This is a genomic window from Gemmatimonadota bacterium (assembly GCA_041390125.1).
Classification (GTDB): domain Bacteria; phylum Gemmatimonadota; class Gemmatimonadetes; order Longimicrobiales; family Gaopeijiaceae; genus JAGQIF01.
Genome location: JAWKQN010000008.1, coordinates 236,405 through 251,094 on the forward strand (window position 1 = coordinate 236,405; position 14,690 = coordinate 251,094).

Below are 14,690 nucleotides of genomic sequence, written 5' to 3' on the forward strand. Positions count from 1 at the left end.
CACGCCCGATGCGCCGCTCCCGCAGGAGGCGGCGTGCGCGATGGCCCCGGGCGCACGGGACGTGCGACCGGAGCGGCGTCAGGACTGGAGCGTGCCCGGAATCAGGCGGGAGGAGCCGTGGCGAACGGGAGCCCGAGGTGATCGAGCCGGGAGACCTGCGCGTGCCGGGGGCCCGGCACGCTCGAGGAGAAGGCCACCTCCACCGCGGCCGGCTGGAACGTCGCCTGCGCCGGCAGACCGGTGGCGAAGTCGCAGCAGCACAGGCCCGAGCAGCAGGCATCGTCCGCGGGCTCCGACGGCCCGGACGCGGACCCGTGGCCCTGGTGTAGCGCGCCGGGCGAGGTGTCCGACGGGGCGCCGTGTGCACCGTGTGCACCGTGCCCGTCGGGCCCGGAGCCGTCCTGCGCCATGAGGCCGGCCGGCCCGGAATGCCCGAGGCACTCCGGGAACAGGCTGGGGCCCAGGGGGCCGAACTGGGCCAGGAGGCCCAGCATCACCCACGCGGTCAGGCGTCGCAGCGTCCGGTCCATCACGCTGGAACGCTACCACGGGCCGCCGCGCCGTGGCAACCCGGTCGGTCGGGGGTGCGGGCGGCAGTCAGGAGACGGGCGCCGGCACCAGCTCGTCGAGGTAGTGGCGCAGCATCCGACGCCAGGTGGGCCAGTCGTGGTCCCAGTCCGACCCCCACGAGTCCACGCGGTTGGGGACGCCCTTGCGGCCCAACAGGTCCGCCACCCGCCAGGATTCGCCGATGTTCTCGGCTTTTCCCTCCCCGGCCGCCAGGAGGACGAACCGTGTCCGGAGGGCGTCCAGGGTGGGTCCCTCCAGCGCCGGCAGGTACTCCAGCGGCGAGGCGTAGTAGAAGTGCTCGGTGGGGGCCGCCTCGAAGAAGCGCTTGAGATCGTACGTGCCGCTCATGCACAGCGCGGCGCGGAACACCTCCGGATAGCGGCAGGTGACGGCCAGCGCGTTGAAGGCGCCGATGGAGGCGCCCGCCGTGACGATCTCGATATCGGGGTCGCGGCAGTCCTGCCGGATGGCGGGCACGAGCTCCCAGCGCACGAACTCCTGGAAGCGGTCCAGCGCCCACATCTGGTGTTGGGGCGAACCCTCCTGTCCCAGCATCATCCGGCCCGCCACGCTGTCGCAGGAGTAGATCTTGATCCGCCCTGCCGCCAGGTGATCCGCCAACGTGTCGATGATCCGGAACCGCTCGATCTCCTCGGCATCGCCGCCCGCGGTCGGGAAGAGCAGCACCGGCGTGCCCACCGCTCCCCAGCGGGCCACCGAGACCTTCTGCTGCAGGCGATCGGACACCCATTCCGCGTTCAGCTTCATGCGCGCGCTCCGCTGTCCGGTGCCTCCGCCTGGTCCTGACGCCACTGCTGGATGCGCGACCAGAACAGCTCCGTGAAGGAATCCACTTCGTGCTCGGGGAAGAGCGCCGCCACCTTGGCCCGCACGGCCCCGCGCGCCACCTCCGTCCCGAAGAAGGTGTGCGTCACCTCGTCCAGGTGGGGCAGGTGTCGGGCGCAGAACTCCTCGAAGCGGTCCGTGTCGAAGCGCTGATGGGCCAGGGCCACATACCGGTCCAGGTTCTCGCGGAAGGTGGCGTCCGGATCCATGACGGCGGAGAACTTCTCCCAGGTCAGCGGCTTCATCCGCCGCCTCGTGGCCGCGGCGAACAGCGACCACCGGATGTTGGCCGCGATCAGCCACGGAAAGTGGTAGTGCAGGGACGTGACCTGCGAATCCGGGCAGGGGTTGGCGAAGTCGATCGGGGACCAGTTCCCGTCCTTGCGCAACACCTCGCAGGAGTTGAAGTCCCACCCGAAGAAGGCGTTGATCACCAGCGTCATGTCGCGGATGAGCGCGCCCTCCTCGTCCGTCGCGAACTCCTTGCGACTCGTGTAGCGGTCGTGGAGCGGCGCGGTCGGATCGTACAGGATGAGACGGCTCTGCGGCCCCAGGCCCACGCAACGCACGAACCGGTCGAAGGGCTCGACGGCCTCCTGCAGGTTCATGACCAGCGTGCCGCTCTCCTCGTACGCGGCCCGCAACGCCTGCTCATCGTCGATCTTGGAGACGCCGCGCCAGGCACCGCCGTCGTACGGCTTCATGAAGAGCGGATAGCCGAGCTCGCGACCGATGCTCCCCAGGTCGAAATACCGTGCGTACCGCTCCAGGGTGACCTGCAGGTCATCCGCGTGATCGTAGGACTTGGGCGGAACCAACCACGTGCGGGGGATGGGGAAGCCCAGCCGGATCATCGCGCAGTAGGTGGTCAGCTTCTCCATGGACTGGACGGTCCACGGGTTGTTGAACACGTATACGTCGTCCAGCAGCACGGCCTTCTTGATCCACTCCCGTCGGGTCCGGTACCAGTGCGTGAGCCGGTCGATCACGACGTCGTAGCCCGCCGGCTGCCGCAGATCGAAGGGCTCGATGGTCATGCGCTCCACCTCGAAGCGCACGGTGTCCCCCCGGTAGGGGATGGCCAGGTCCAGGGTCTTGATGATCTCCTGGTAGCAGATGGGCCAGCAGATATCCGCTCCCAGGGACAACCCCACGCGACGGACGACCTCCCCCATGGCTACGTTCCCCTTCCCTGACGTGATGCGGTACCTGCCGGTGCCGGCCGCTCATTCATAGACGAGCCACAGGGGTCCGGGAAAGAGGACCGACAGACCCTCCCGCAGCCGGTCGCGCCAGTTCTCCCAGTTGTGGCCGTCCCGGGCTTCCACGTACCGCACGTCCATGCCGGTCCCCTGCAGCACCGGGACCAGGGAGCGATTCTCGTAGATCAGGGACTCGTAGATGCCGCACGTGACGTAGAGCCGCTCGGCCACGGCCTGCGGATCCGCCCGGAACTGGTTGACGAAGTCCGCGATCGGATCGAAGACGGGCCCTCGCTCGTGCTCACCGATGTCGGAGAAGGCGAAGGAGCCCGACTGGAGCAGGAGGCGGCTGAACATGCCGGGATAGGCGTGCGCGGTGGACAACGCCGCCACCGCGCCCAGGCTGGCTCCCATCAGTCCGCGGCCCTCCGGCGTGCCCAGCAGCGGCAGCTCGTGCTCCAGGCTGGGCACCAGCTCCTCGGCCACGAAGCGGGCGTGGGCCTCATTGGACCGGTATTCCGCCATCCGGTCCCCGGGATCGGTGAGCGCCACCACCACCCCCGGGATCTCCAGGCGGTGGATCAGGTTGTCGAGGATGGTCTTGAAGGCGGCGAAGCGCACGTAGTCCGACCCGTCGTGCACCACGAGCAGCGGATAGCGGCGGGTCCGGCGGTAGCGCGCGGGATAGTAGAGCGTCACCCGTCGCTCCCCCCCCAGCGCCTGGCTCCGGAACATGCGCTCGTCCAGCGCACCCTCCGGCGCGCCCGGGTCCGGGAGGGTCCATTCCGGGACCTCGTAGCCGGTGGCCTGGCAGACGGAGTTGGCCCCGAAGGGGTCGTGGGCGAGGCGTGGGTTCAACGGGTCCCGGACGAGCTGGGTCTGGCCGTTCTCGGTGACTTCCAGCTTGTACTCGACCCGGGACCCGCGCGGCAGCTCCAGCACGTAGAACCAGAGGTCCGTGCCGGGAATCCGCTGGAAGGGCTGCGCGGTGGGCAGTCCGAAGATCCAGTGACGGAGCCGCACGTCCTCCGCCGGGCCGCGGTACAGGAACGTGCAGTACCGGTCTTCGACGATGGGCACGTCACGGCCGGCGAGGAAGCCGTCCACGTCCGCCGTTCCGTGGCGCGCGGCGTCGAGAAGCGCGTTGATCGCCAGGCCGGGAACCGGTGCCAGACGGCTCATTCGCGCTCCTCCCAACGCTGCACGCTTCCGTCCGGCATGAGGCGGCGCGCACCGTTCGGGAGCCACCAACGGCCGTCCCATTCCACGTGCGACTCCTCGTCCAACAGCACGCAGATCGACGGCGCGAACCGGCGCGCGATCCGCTGCACGCGGTCCACGTCGTCGAGGCGCAGACGACGCGTCCCGTGCGGGAGGACGACGACTCCCGGGAACAGGCCCAGACCGGCCTCGGACAGCTCGGCGTGGCCGGGTCCCTGCGGAGGTGAGTCGTGGAAGAGCACCAGGTCGCGCGACAGGACCATGGCCCCACCGGAGGCCGCGAAGATCGGCTTGCGCGCCAGGGAGTCGGCCATTCCGAAGAGGCGAAGCCGGTTCAGGAGGACGGGCACGTGGCCGCCATCGAGGAAGACCGCTGCGACCTCGTCGAGGATCCGCGCGATGTCGACACACTCCCGGCGCACGGCATCCCGGTGGCCGGGCGTGTAGCGCTCCTCGTACTCGGCTCGGATCTCCGCGACCCGACGCGCGTTGTGTCGGTCCAGCTCCTGCAGCTGACCGAGCGCGTGCTCCCGCTCGGCCGACAGCACGCCTTCGTCCCCGGTGAGCGAGCGGATCTGCACCCAGGCATCCATGACCCGGGCCAGGCGCACGTTGTAGGCGCGGCGCAGGAACCGGATGCGGAACTGCATCTGCCGGTGCGCATCGGCCAGCTCCCGGTCCCGACCCCACACCCGCAGCGCGCGCTGGTAGAGGCGAAGATCGCGGGCCCGCTCTCCCAGCCGGGCGCCGAGGCGCGCGTCGTCGCCTTCCCACTCCTGCCAGCCCGCGGTGATGGTGGCGATGTCGCCGCGCACCCCGAGCGCGTCCAACCAGCGGCCGACCGTCGGCTGCGTCTCCTGACTGCCGAGCAGGACCACGTGCGCCGCGCGCGGTCTCATCGGGCCCGCACTTTCACGGTCTCGCCCACGGTATCCAGCATGCGGCGCAGCTCGTCGTAGTCGGGGTGGCGCATCCGCACCCAGGCGTTCGCCATATACCCGGCCGAGACCGGTTGGGTGGGCGTGCCCTCGGGCGGGAGGTGCGCGTCCAGCACCCACTCCCCGAAGCGACGCTGGATCTCATCGACGCCCTCGTATCCCGCGATCACGCCGTCATGCTCGGGGCGGAGCGCGATGATGCCTGCGGCGTAGCGGCGCGAGGCGCGCGTGCCGGTGCGCCCCCAGGCCACCGCCAGGGCCCACTCGCGGTAGATGTCGATCTCGTTCGCCGCCGCGTACAGGTCCCAGGCCCGCACGCCGGGCGGGCGGCACCCGATCTCCGAGAACACCAGGCCCTTCGAGCCCGCGAACCACTCCATGTGCGTGGCCGACGTATCGATGCCCATCAGACCGATGACGCGGCGCCCCATCTCCAGCAGCTCCTGGTAGGCGGGCGCGGTCTCGAGGCGGTTGGTGGTGATGAACTGCGGAGAGATCCAGCGCGTGCGCATGGCCTCCAGCACGTTCGGGTAATAGTGGGTCACGAACTCGTGGGCGACGGATCCCCCGATGGTGATGGTGTCGTAGAAGCCTTCGTGCCCGTCGATGAACTCCTCGACGGCCACGTCGGCCCCCTGCCCCACCCCGCTCTCCGCCAGGACCCGCTCGAGCTGGTCGGCGTCGTCCGCCCGGTGGGTGCCGGACGCGCCCGCGGCCGAACGCGGCTTGACGATGAGGGGGTAGCCGACCTCGCGCGCGAAGGCCCGGATCTGGTCGGGATCGCCGCTCCCGAGCGAGCGGGCGCACCGGACCCCTCCCTCCCGCAGCACGTCCTTCATCGCCGGCTTGTCCCGGCAGAGCCAGGCGGTCCGCACGGTGGTGCCGGGGATGCGCAGGGCCTCGCGCACCTGGGCGGCGGCGAGCACATGGGCTTCGACCGTGGTCTCGAGCCGGTCCACGGTCTTGCGGTCGTGGATCCAGCGCACCGCCTGGAGGAGACGGCCCTGGTCGACCACCGAGGGCACCTGCTCGTAGTGCAGCAGCCAGCGCCGGAGATCGGCGTCGAGCGCGTCCTTGGGGCTCTCCCCCACCGCCGTGACCTGGACCCCCACGGAGTGGAGGGCCCGCACGAACTCCCGCTGGTTGGCCGGGAAGGAGGGCTCGATGAAGACGACATGCATAGGCAGGCCAGTATAGCAGACGCCCACCGGTCGGGGCAGGTCGCCCCGCGGGATCGCACGCGGGTGCGGTCTGCCACGGCAGACGGGCCCCCGCCCGAGTTCGCCTGGCGGAACGGACGCGTGGGGGCGGCCCGCCGCCCCGGGCCGTCCGGCGCAGAGGGGCGGACGGGGGGCGAGCCGCTGTCCTGAGCCCAGGGACCGCTCCGCGGCGCCGGGCCGGACGGGACGGCGCTTGGCCGGGCGTTCCCACGCGCCCATAATCCCTGCGCCATGCGAAACGTCATCTTCGTCGCGCCCTTCTTCGCCGAGACCACGCTCCGCTTCCTGGACGCCGTGACGCAGCTTCCCGGCGTCCGCACCGGCCTGGTGAGCCAGGACGGCGCGGACCGGCTGCCCGACGACCTGCGCGGACGCCTGGACGCCCACTACCGGGTCCAGGACGGGCTCGCGGCCAGCTCCATCGCGGAGGGCGTGGAGGCCATCCGGACCCATTGGGGTGGGCTGGACCGTCTGGTGGGCGCCCTGGAGGAGCTCCAGGTGCCCCTGGGGGAGATCCGCGACCACCTGGACCTCCCCGGCATGCGGGCCGAGACCGCGCGCAACTTCCGGGACAAGGCGCGCATGAAGGAGGTGCTGCGCGCCGCCGGCCTGCCGTGCGCCCGCCACGGGCTCGCGCACACCCAGGAACAGGCGGTGGAGGCCGCGCGACGCATCGGGTTCCCGCTCATCGTGAAGCCGCCGGCCGGGTCCGGCGCCCGCAGCACGTTCCGCATCGACACTCCGGAGGACCTGGGGGCGTGCCTGCGTGCGCTGCCTCCCTCGTCCGAGCGCCCGACCCTGCTCGAGGAGTTCGTGGTGGGCGAGGAGCACTCCTTCGACAGCGTGATGGTCGATGGTCACCTCGCGTGGCACTCCATCAACCACTACCTGCCCTCTCCGCTGGAGGTGTTGCGGGAGCCGTGGATCCAGTGGGCGGTCCTCCTGCCCCGCGAGGTGGACGACCCGCGCTACGACGGCATCCGCCAGGTGGCGGGCAGCGCGCTGGGCGCGCTCGGTATGGAGAACGGGATGAGCCACATGGAGTGGTTCCGCCGCCCGGACGGCAGCGTCGCCATCTCCGAGGTGGGAGCCCGCCCGCCGGGCGCCCGGTTCGTCAACCTGATCTCCCACGCCCACGACTTCGACCTCTTCGCCGCGTGGGCGCGGCTCGTCGTGTTCGGCCAGTTCCAGCCGCCGGCACGGCGCTTCGCGGCGGGGGTCGCGTATCTGCGGGCGCAGGGATCGGGGGCCCGCATCGCGGCGGTCCACGGACTCCGCGACCTCCAGCAGAAGCTGGGGGGGATCGTGGCCGAAGCACGGCTGCCCGAGCCCGGACAGCGCCCGTCGGGCACGTACGAAGGGGAAGGCTACATCCTCGTGAAGCACCCGGACACCGCGGTCGTGCGCGACGCGCTCGCCGCCATCGTACAGACCGTGCGCGTCGTCGTGGAGCCCGCATGAACGTGCTGATGCTGTCCCCCGGCTTCCCCAAGGAGATGCAGTTCTTCACCCGGGGGTTGGCCACCGTGGGCGTGCAGGTCGTGGGCCTGGGCGACCAGCCCGAGAGCGCCTTGCCGGACAACGCCCGCAAGGCGCTGTCCGCGTACGTGCAGGTTCGGTCGTTCACGGACGAAGCGGACGTGCTCAGCCGGGTGCGCGACATCGCTGGACGCGTGCGCATCGACCGCGTCGAGTGCCTGTGGGAGCCCTACCTGATCCTGGCGGCGCGCATCCGCGAGCTGCTGGGCCTGCCCGGGCTGACGGTGCAGCAGACGATTCCGTTCCGCGACAAGGAGGTCATGAAGCAGGTCCTCGATCGAGCCGGGATCCGCACCCCCCGGCATGCGTCGGCCACGAGCGTCGCCGAAGCCCGCGCCGCCGCGGAGCGGATCGGCTACCCGCTGATCGTGAAGCCGATCGCCGGCGCCGGGTCCGAGGCCACGTACCGCGTGGAGTCGGATGCGGACATGGAGCGCGTGCTGCCCGCGCTGCGCTCCGTGCCGGAGGTGAGCATCGAGGAGTTCATCGAAGGCGACGACATGACCTTCGACACCGTGTGCGTGGACGGAGCGATCCAGCACTACAACATCGGGATGTACCGTCCGCGCGCGCTGATCATGAAGGAGAATGAGTGGATCAGCCCGCAGACGATCGCCCTGCGGGACGTGGAATCCCCGGCGTACGCGGCCGGACGCGAGATGGGACAAGCCGTGCTGGACGCCCTCGGCTTCCAGACGGGCTACACCCACATGGAGTGGTACCGCACGGCGAGCGGGGAGGCGATCTTCGGCGAGATCGGCGCGCGCTCGCCGGGGGCCCACCTCGTGGACCTGATCAACTTCGCGTCCGACACCGACACGTACGTGGGGTGGGCCGAGGCGGTGGCGCTCGGGCGGTGGACCCGACCGGTCGAGCGGCGCTACAACGCCGCCTGGATCTTCAAGCGGGCGGTGGGCCAGGGCCAGATCCAGCGCTACGAAGGCCTGGAAGCCCTGATGGCGGAGATCGGACAGCACGTGTGCGTGCTGGACCTCAACCCGGTCGGACAGCCCCGGCGTGACTGGCGCAAGGTGCTGATCGGAGACGGGATGGTCATCCTGCGCCATCCGGACCTCGAGACCACGCTGCGCATGGCGGACATGGTGGGGACGCGGCTGCAGATCATCGCGGGCTGAGGGCCCGCCGGACGGCCTCCCAGGTGGAGGCGGACAGGAGCGCATGTGTCGACGTACGTGGCGGACCTGATCTGGGAGCGTGGGGACGAGAGCTTCGTGGACCAGCGCTACAGCCGGAAGCACCGCATCCGCTTCGATGGCGGGACCGAGGTCGCCGGATCGTCGTCGCCGCACGTGGTGCGGGCTCCCCTCTCCGATCCGTCGGCCGTCGACCCGGAGGAGATGTTCGTGGCCTCCCTGTCCAGCTGCCATCTGCTCTGGTTCCTGGCGCTGGCCGCCAAGGAGGGGTGGCGCGTCGATCGCTACGAGGACGCCGCGGAAGGCGTGCTGGCCCGCAACGAGGAGGGCCACCAGGTCATGACCGTGGTCACGCTGCGGCCCCGCGTCGTGTTCTCGGGCGAGCGCACACCGGACCCCGAGACGCTGCGAACCCTCCACCACGACGCCCACGCGCGCTGCTACATCGCCAACTCCGTGCGGACGGAGGTGCGGGTCGAGCCCGTGCTGTGAGGGGCGGGGGCGGATCCGGTCGCGGAGTTCTCCCGACTGGACGCCGCCGCTCCCGTGCTGTCTCGTCCAGCAGGTGCATTCCTCTGGACCGGAGACGCTCTGATGTCCCGCCCGCTCCTCCGCGCCGCCCGCTCGGCGTTGTTGCTCGGCCTCGCGACCCTCCCCTTCCGGCTGGCTGCACAGGCTCCGCCCCAGGAGGACGTGAAGGCCCTGCTGGAAGCCAACGCCGTCATCCAGCTCAAGGTCATGGTGCCGATGCGGGACGGGACCCGCATGGCCGCCGACGTCTTCCGGCCCCGTGGCAGCGGCCCGTTCCCCATCGTCTTCTCGCGCACCCCCTACAACTTCAACGTCTGGCGCGACGGGGAGTTCAGCGCCGGGACGTGGCGCGCGGCCTGGGCCGCGGTGCAGCGTGGCTACGCGTATGTGGTGATGAACGAACGGGGCCGCTTCTTCTCCGAAGGCAACTGGGACATCCTCGGTCCGCCGCTCACGGACGGCTACGACGCGTTCGAGTGGATGGCGGCACAACCCTGGTCCAACGGGAAGGTCGGGACACTGGGGTGCTCCTCCACGGCCGAATGGCAGATGGCCGTGGGCTCCCTGGATCACCCGGCGCACGCCACGCTGGTGGCGCAGGGCTTCGGCGCCGGTGTGGGTCGCATCGGGGATTGGTACGAACAGGGCAACTGGTACCGCGGCGGCGCGGAGCAGATGCTCTTCTTCGCGTGGCTGTACGGGGTCCAGACCGGCATCCGGCCCATGTTCCCCGACAACCTGACGCAGGCGCAGCTCGCGCAGGTGTCCAGGTACTGGGATCTGGCGCCCGAGATGCCTCCGGTCGATTGGGCCGAGGGCCTGCGGCACCTGCCTCCCGTGGAGATCCTCGACAACGTGCAGGGCAACGAAGGACCCTTCGAGGACATGATCAAGCGGACGCCCGACGACCCCAAGTGGTATCAGGGCGGCCTCTACCACGACGACATGCCGTTCGACAAGCCGGCCATCTGGTTCATGTCCTGGTACGACGTCTCCACCGGACCCAACCTGGCCCTCTTCAACCACATGAGGGCCAACGCCGAGAGTGAGGAGGCGCGGGACAACCAGTATGCCGTGATCGCCCCCACCCTGCATTGCGCCTACACGCGCGCGACGGAGAACACCGTCGTGGGCGAGCGGTCGGTCGGCGACGCCCGCTGGGACTACGACGCGCTGGTCTACGGGTGGTTCGACCACTTCCTCAAGGGCGAGAACAACTCCATCCCCGACACCCTGCCCCGGGTCCGCTACTTCACGATGGGCGCCAACGAGTGGCGGAGCGCCGACGCCTGGCCCCCGCCGGAGGCCGAGATGGTCACGTACTTCCTGGATAGCGGCGGGAACGCCAATACCCGCAACGGGGACGGTCGCCTGACCCGGGAGCGGCCGAACACCGACCGCCCCGATCGGTTCGCCTATGACCCCATGGACCCGGTGCCCTCCCACGGCGGCAACGTCTGCTGTACGGGCAACGCCGTGCAGGGCGGCGCGCTCGACCAGCAGGAGATGGAGCTGCGCGACGACATCCTGGTCTACACGTCCGATCCGTTCCCGAACGGCGTGGAGGTCACCGGCACGATCGACCTCACGCTGTTCGTGTCGTCCGACGTCAAGGACACCGACTTCACCGTGAAGCTGATCGACGTGTATCCGGACGGTAGGGCCTACAACCTGGACGAGACGATCCAACGGGCACGGTACCGCGAAGGCTACGATCAGCAGGTGTTCATGGAGCCGGGAGAGGTGTACGAGCTGAAGCTGAGCCCGTTGTCGACCAGCAACTGGTTCGCACCCGGCCACCGGATCCGGATCGAGGTATCCAGCTCGAACTTCCCGCGGTTCATGCGCAACATGAACACGGGCGGCAACACCTGGGACGAATCGACCGGAGTGGTGGCCCACAACGTGGTGCACCACTCCCGGCAGCACCCGTCCCAGATCCGCCTGCCGATCATCCGCCGGCCGGCGAGCTAGGAGGGGATCCTCCGGGGCCTTTTCCGCGGGCGGACCTCGATCCGTCCGCTCGTCCTCCTTGTGGGCGACCCACCCCGCATCTACCCTGACCTTGCGGCCCGCCGTGCGCCTCCCTGGTGGATCGGTCGCACCCCGAGGGCACCCGAACCGGGGCCGAGAACTACACGCCGCGACACAGAGATCCATCCCGCAGGAGACGATCGCCGATGTCCGCTTCTCTCGCCCAGCTCGCCCGCCGCCCGGTCGGCTCGTCGGTCCCCCGCATCGGCACGCTCCAGCGAGCCGGTGTCGTGTCTCTCGCGCTCTGCGTGCTCGCGAGCCCGCTTCGCGCGCAAGATCCCAAGGATCGCATGGCCCACACCATCGACGAACACGCGTCGACCTACGCCTCCGTGGCGCAGGAGATCTGGGACCTGGCCGAGGTGGGCTACATGGAGCACGAGTCGAGCGGCAAGCTCCAGGCGCTGCTGGCCGACGCCGGTTTCCGCGTGCAGGCGGGCGTGGCGGAGATCCCCACCGCGTTCATGGCGGAGTGGGGTGAGGGGGGACCGGTGATCGGCATCCTGGCCGAGTACGACGCCCTACCCGGCATCAACCAGAGCCGCTCGCCCGAGCGCGATCCCATTCCCGGCAAGGTCGCCGGCCACGCGTGCGGGCATCACCTGTTCGGGACCGGATCGGTGGCCGCCGCCATCGCGGTGAAGGAGCAACTCGAGGCCCAGGGCCGGCCCGGACGCATCCGCGTGTACGGGACGCCGGCCGAGGAAGGGGGCGCGGGCAAGGTCTACCTCGTCCGGGATGGGCTCTTCGACGATGTCGATGCGGTCCTGCACTGGCACGCCAGCTCCAGCAACGACGCCAGCGCCTCGTCCTCGCTCGCCAACAAGTCGGCCAAGTTCCGCTTCCATGGTGTCTCGGCCCACGCGGCCGGGGCGCCCTGGCGCGGGCGGTCGGCCCTGGACGGCGTCGAGGCCATGAACGACATGGTCAACATGCTGCGCGAGCACATCGAGCCCGCCAGCCGCATCCATTACGTGATCACGTCCGGAGGCTCGGCGCCCAATGTGATTCCGGATTTTGCGGAGGTGTACTACTACGTGCGCCATCCCGACTCGGAGGAGGTGCGCCGCATGTTCGAGCGGGTGGTCAAGGCCGCCGAGGGTGCCGCGCTCGGCACCGAGACCCGTATGGAGTACGAGGTCATCCACGGGATCTACGCGCTGCTCCCCAACGAGGCCCTGGGGCGGATGGTGCACGCCAACCTGTCTGCGGTGGGTGGTGTCGAGTACAACGCCACCGAGCGGGCGTTCGCGGAGGCGATCCAGACCACGTTCCCGGAAGGTGTCCCTCCGATCGAGTCGGCGCTGGACGTACAGCCCTTCGTGGTGGAGGAGGTGGGTTCGGGCGGGTCGACCGACGTGGGGGACGTGAGCTGGACCGTGCCCACGGCCGGATTGGGCACGGCCACGTGGGTCCCCGGGACCTCGGCGCATTCGTGGCAGGCCGTGGCCGCCGGTGGGACCGAGATCGGAAACAAGGGAATGATCAACGCCGCCAAGACGCTGGCCTTCTCCGCCTGGGACCTGTTCACCCAGCCGGCCGTGCTCGCCGCGGCGCGCGAGGAGTTCGAGCGCCGGCGGGGTGAGGACTACGTGTACGAATCGTTGGTCGGGGATCGGGACCCGCCGCTCGACTACCGCGCGAGCGTGGTGCCCGGAGGGAACTGACGCGACGGACCGGCGACGTGGCCCGTTCGGAGCGGAGCCGCTACGGAAACGTGGCCCGGAAGCGCTCCCGCGCCTCCGTGCTGCCCAGGGCCACGAGCTCCGTGTTGCGCTTCAACTGCCAGGTCGCGGGCGGGTTCGTCATGATGTCGTCCCCCTCGCGCACCGCGATCACGTTGAGGCCCGTCCGCGAACCGACATCCGCGCTCGCCAGGGTCGCTCCCGCCAACGATGCCGGTAGGGGCACATGGAAGAGGTCCACACCCTCTCCCAGCACCACCAGCTCGCGACCGCGCACGATCGAGTAGACGGTCTGCGCTCCGAAGCTCGCGTAGCTCAACACGAAGTCCGCGCCAGCCCGTAGGATCGCCTCGACGTTCCGGTCGTGCGTCACCCGCGTCAGGATCCGCGCGCCGGGATTGAGCCGGCGGCAGTACACCGTCAGGTACACGTTCATCGCGTCGTCGTGCGTCGTCAGGAGCACGGCCGGGGCCGAAGCGATGCCCGCTTCGTCGAGCACGTTCCGATCGGCAGCGTCGCCCATGAAGAGCCGATCCGGGATGCCCGCCAGGCGGGCCTCGAGCTGTGGGTGCCGCTCCACGATGTGCACAGGGATCTCGCGCCGTTTCAAGGCCCGGGCAGCCGCACGGCCCACCTTCCCGCCCCCGATCACCAGCACGGGATTGGGGTTGGCGTCATAGATCACCAGCTGCTCGTTCAGTTCCTCGATCTGTCGGTGCGAACCGATGACGACCGGGCAACAGTGGGGCGTCAGCACGGTGTCCCCGTGCGCCGGCTCGAGTCGTCCCTTCTTCCAGACTCCGACCATGCTGACGCCGGTGGCTTCCCGCAGCCCGATATCCGCCACGCTGCGACCCTCGAAGGGGGTGTTGTCCGCCGGGAACTCGGCGAGCGCCAGATCGTGGAAGCGTCCGATCACGTTCGCCCGCACCGTACCGGCGCTGACGCGATTGGCCAGGTGCTCCCCGAGCTGGTGGGTCAGCGGAAGCACGTGCGTGGCGCCGCTGAGTTCGAGCACGTCGATCGAGTCCTCCGACTCGGCCAACGCCACGATGGGCAGCGTCTCGCTCAGCTCCCGCACCGTGAGGACGATGTTCGAGTTGACCGTGTCCGAGGCGTTGGCGAGGACGAGCCTGGCCTTCGCGGCCCCGGCGGCACGGTAGGTGTCGGCGCTGTCGATCTCTCCGTTGACGACCCGTGTGCCCGCTGCATGCAGGCTCATCGCGAGGTCCGGGTCGGGCTCGATCACGTAGGTCGCGACGCCGGCGAGCTCGAGGCGCTTGATGAGCCCCGGGGCGATCGGGTCCGCGGCGCAGATCAGGACGTGTCCTTCCACGTCGTCCGCCACCCGCTTGAGCGCATCCGTCCGACTGTGCGCCCGTTGCTCGGCCCACGGTGCGTACACGTGTTGGATGAACAGGAACGGAAGGATGATGAGCAGAAGGACGACGCCCGACAGCAGGACGACGGTGCTGAAGACACGACCCAGGTCGCTGTGGAAGGTGATGTCGCCGAACCCCAGGGTGCTCATCACCGTCAGGGCCCAGTAGATCCCGGTGAACCAGGTGTGGTCCTGACCTTCCCAGGCCATGATCACATGGAAGGCCCATCCGTAGACGAGCACGACGGCCGTGAGCAACGTCAGGTACCGGATGAACGGCGCCAGTCGGCGCCGCCATCCGGTCCCGCGACCCAGGAGCGTGGCCATATGGGAGGCGACGGTCTTCATGGGCCGCAACCTAAGGCACAC

At 69.9% G+C, this 14,690-nt stretch carries 12 protein-coding genes; 5 read left to right on the forward strand and 7 right to left on the reverse strand.

The window, feature by feature from the left end:
* Positions 1–101 precede the first annotated feature (101 nt).
* The 6 genes from R3E98_10215 to R3E98_10240 form a co-directional block, all read right to left on the reverse strand.
* Positions 102–533, reverse strand: a complete 432-nt coding sequence (locus tag R3E98_10215) for a hypothetical protein (protein MEZ4423776.1) — start codon at positions 531–533, stop codon at positions 102–104.
* 64 nt (positions 534–597) lie between these two features.
* Complete coding sequence (locus R3E98_10220; protein ID MEZ4423777.1) at positions 598–1,338, reverse strand: alpha/beta hydrolase-fold protein; 741 nt, start codon at positions 1,336–1,338, stop codon at positions 598–600.
* A complete protein-coding gene (locus R3E98_10225) occupies positions 1,335–2,591 on the reverse strand; it encodes a hypothetical protein (protein ID MEZ4423778.1) in 1,257 nt (418 codons plus the stop codon). Before R3E98_10225 ends, R3E98_10220 begins: the two co-directional genes overlap by 4 nt.
* Before the next feature lie 51 nt (positions 2,592–2,642).
* Positions 2,643–3,800 carry an alpha/beta hydrolase-fold protein gene (locus tag R3E98_10230; protein MEZ4423779.1) on the reverse strand — a complete coding sequence of 386 codons (1,158 nt, stop codon included), beginning with the start codon at positions 3,798–3,800 and terminating at the stop codon, positions 2,643–2,645.
* Complete coding sequence (locus R3E98_10235; GenBank protein MEZ4423780.1) at positions 3,797–4,738, reverse strand: hypothetical protein; 942 nt, start codon at positions 4,736–4,738, stop codon at positions 3,797–3,799. The genes R3E98_10230 and R3E98_10235 overlap by 4 nt, the downstream gene beginning before the upstream one ends.
* A complete protein-coding gene (locus R3E98_10240; protein MEZ4423781.1) occupies positions 4,735–5,958 on the reverse strand; it encodes an ATPase in 1,224 nt (407 codons plus the stop codon). The genes R3E98_10235 and R3E98_10240 overlap by 4 nt, the downstream gene beginning before the upstream one ends.
* Before the next feature lie 270 nt (positions 5,959–6,228).
* On the opposite strand from R3E98_10240, the gene R3E98_10245 reads away from it, so the two are divergent.
* The 5 genes from R3E98_10245 to R3E98_10265 all read left to right on the forward strand — a co-directional run bounded on the left by R3E98_10245 (position 6,229) and on the right by R3E98_10265 (position 12,922).
* Positions 6,229–7,458, forward strand: a complete 1,230-nt coding sequence (locus R3E98_10245; protein MEZ4423782.1) for an ATP-grasp domain-containing protein — start codon at positions 6,229–6,231, stop codon at positions 7,456–7,458.
* Positions 7,455–8,672, forward strand: coding sequence for an ATP-grasp domain-containing protein (locus R3E98_10250; protein ID MEZ4423783.1), 1,218 nt, complete (start codon positions 7,455–7,457; stop codon positions 8,670–8,672). Before R3E98_10245 ends, R3E98_10250 begins: the two co-directional genes overlap by 4 nt.
* A gap of 45 nt (positions 8,673–8,717) precedes the next feature.
* Complete coding sequence (locus R3E98_10255) at positions 8,718–9,182, forward strand: OsmC family protein (protein ID MEZ4423784.1); 465 nt, start codon at positions 8,718–8,720, stop codon at positions 9,180–9,182.
* Between the two features lie 102 nt (positions 9,183–9,284).
* Positions 9,285–11,195: a CocE/NonD family hydrolase gene (locus tag R3E98_10260; GenBank protein ID MEZ4423785.1), complete on the forward strand. Its 1,911-nt coding sequence runs from the start codon at positions 9,285–9,287 to the stop codon at positions 11,193–11,195.
* Positions 11,196–11,545: 350 nt separating this feature from the next.
* Positions 11,546–12,922, forward strand: a complete 1,377-nt coding sequence (locus R3E98_10265; GenBank protein MEZ4423786.1) for an amidohydrolase — start codon at positions 11,546–11,548, stop codon at positions 12,920–12,922.
* A 40-nt stretch (positions 12,923–12,962) separates the two neighbouring features.
* Here R3E98_10265 and R3E98_10270 read toward each other — a convergent pair whose 3' ends face one another.
* Positions 12,963–14,669, reverse strand: a complete 1,707-nt coding sequence (locus tag R3E98_10270; GenBank protein ID MEZ4423787.1) for an NAD-binding protein — start codon at positions 14,667–14,669, stop codon at positions 12,963–12,965.
* Between the last annotated feature and the right edge of the window lie 21 nt (positions 14,670–14,690).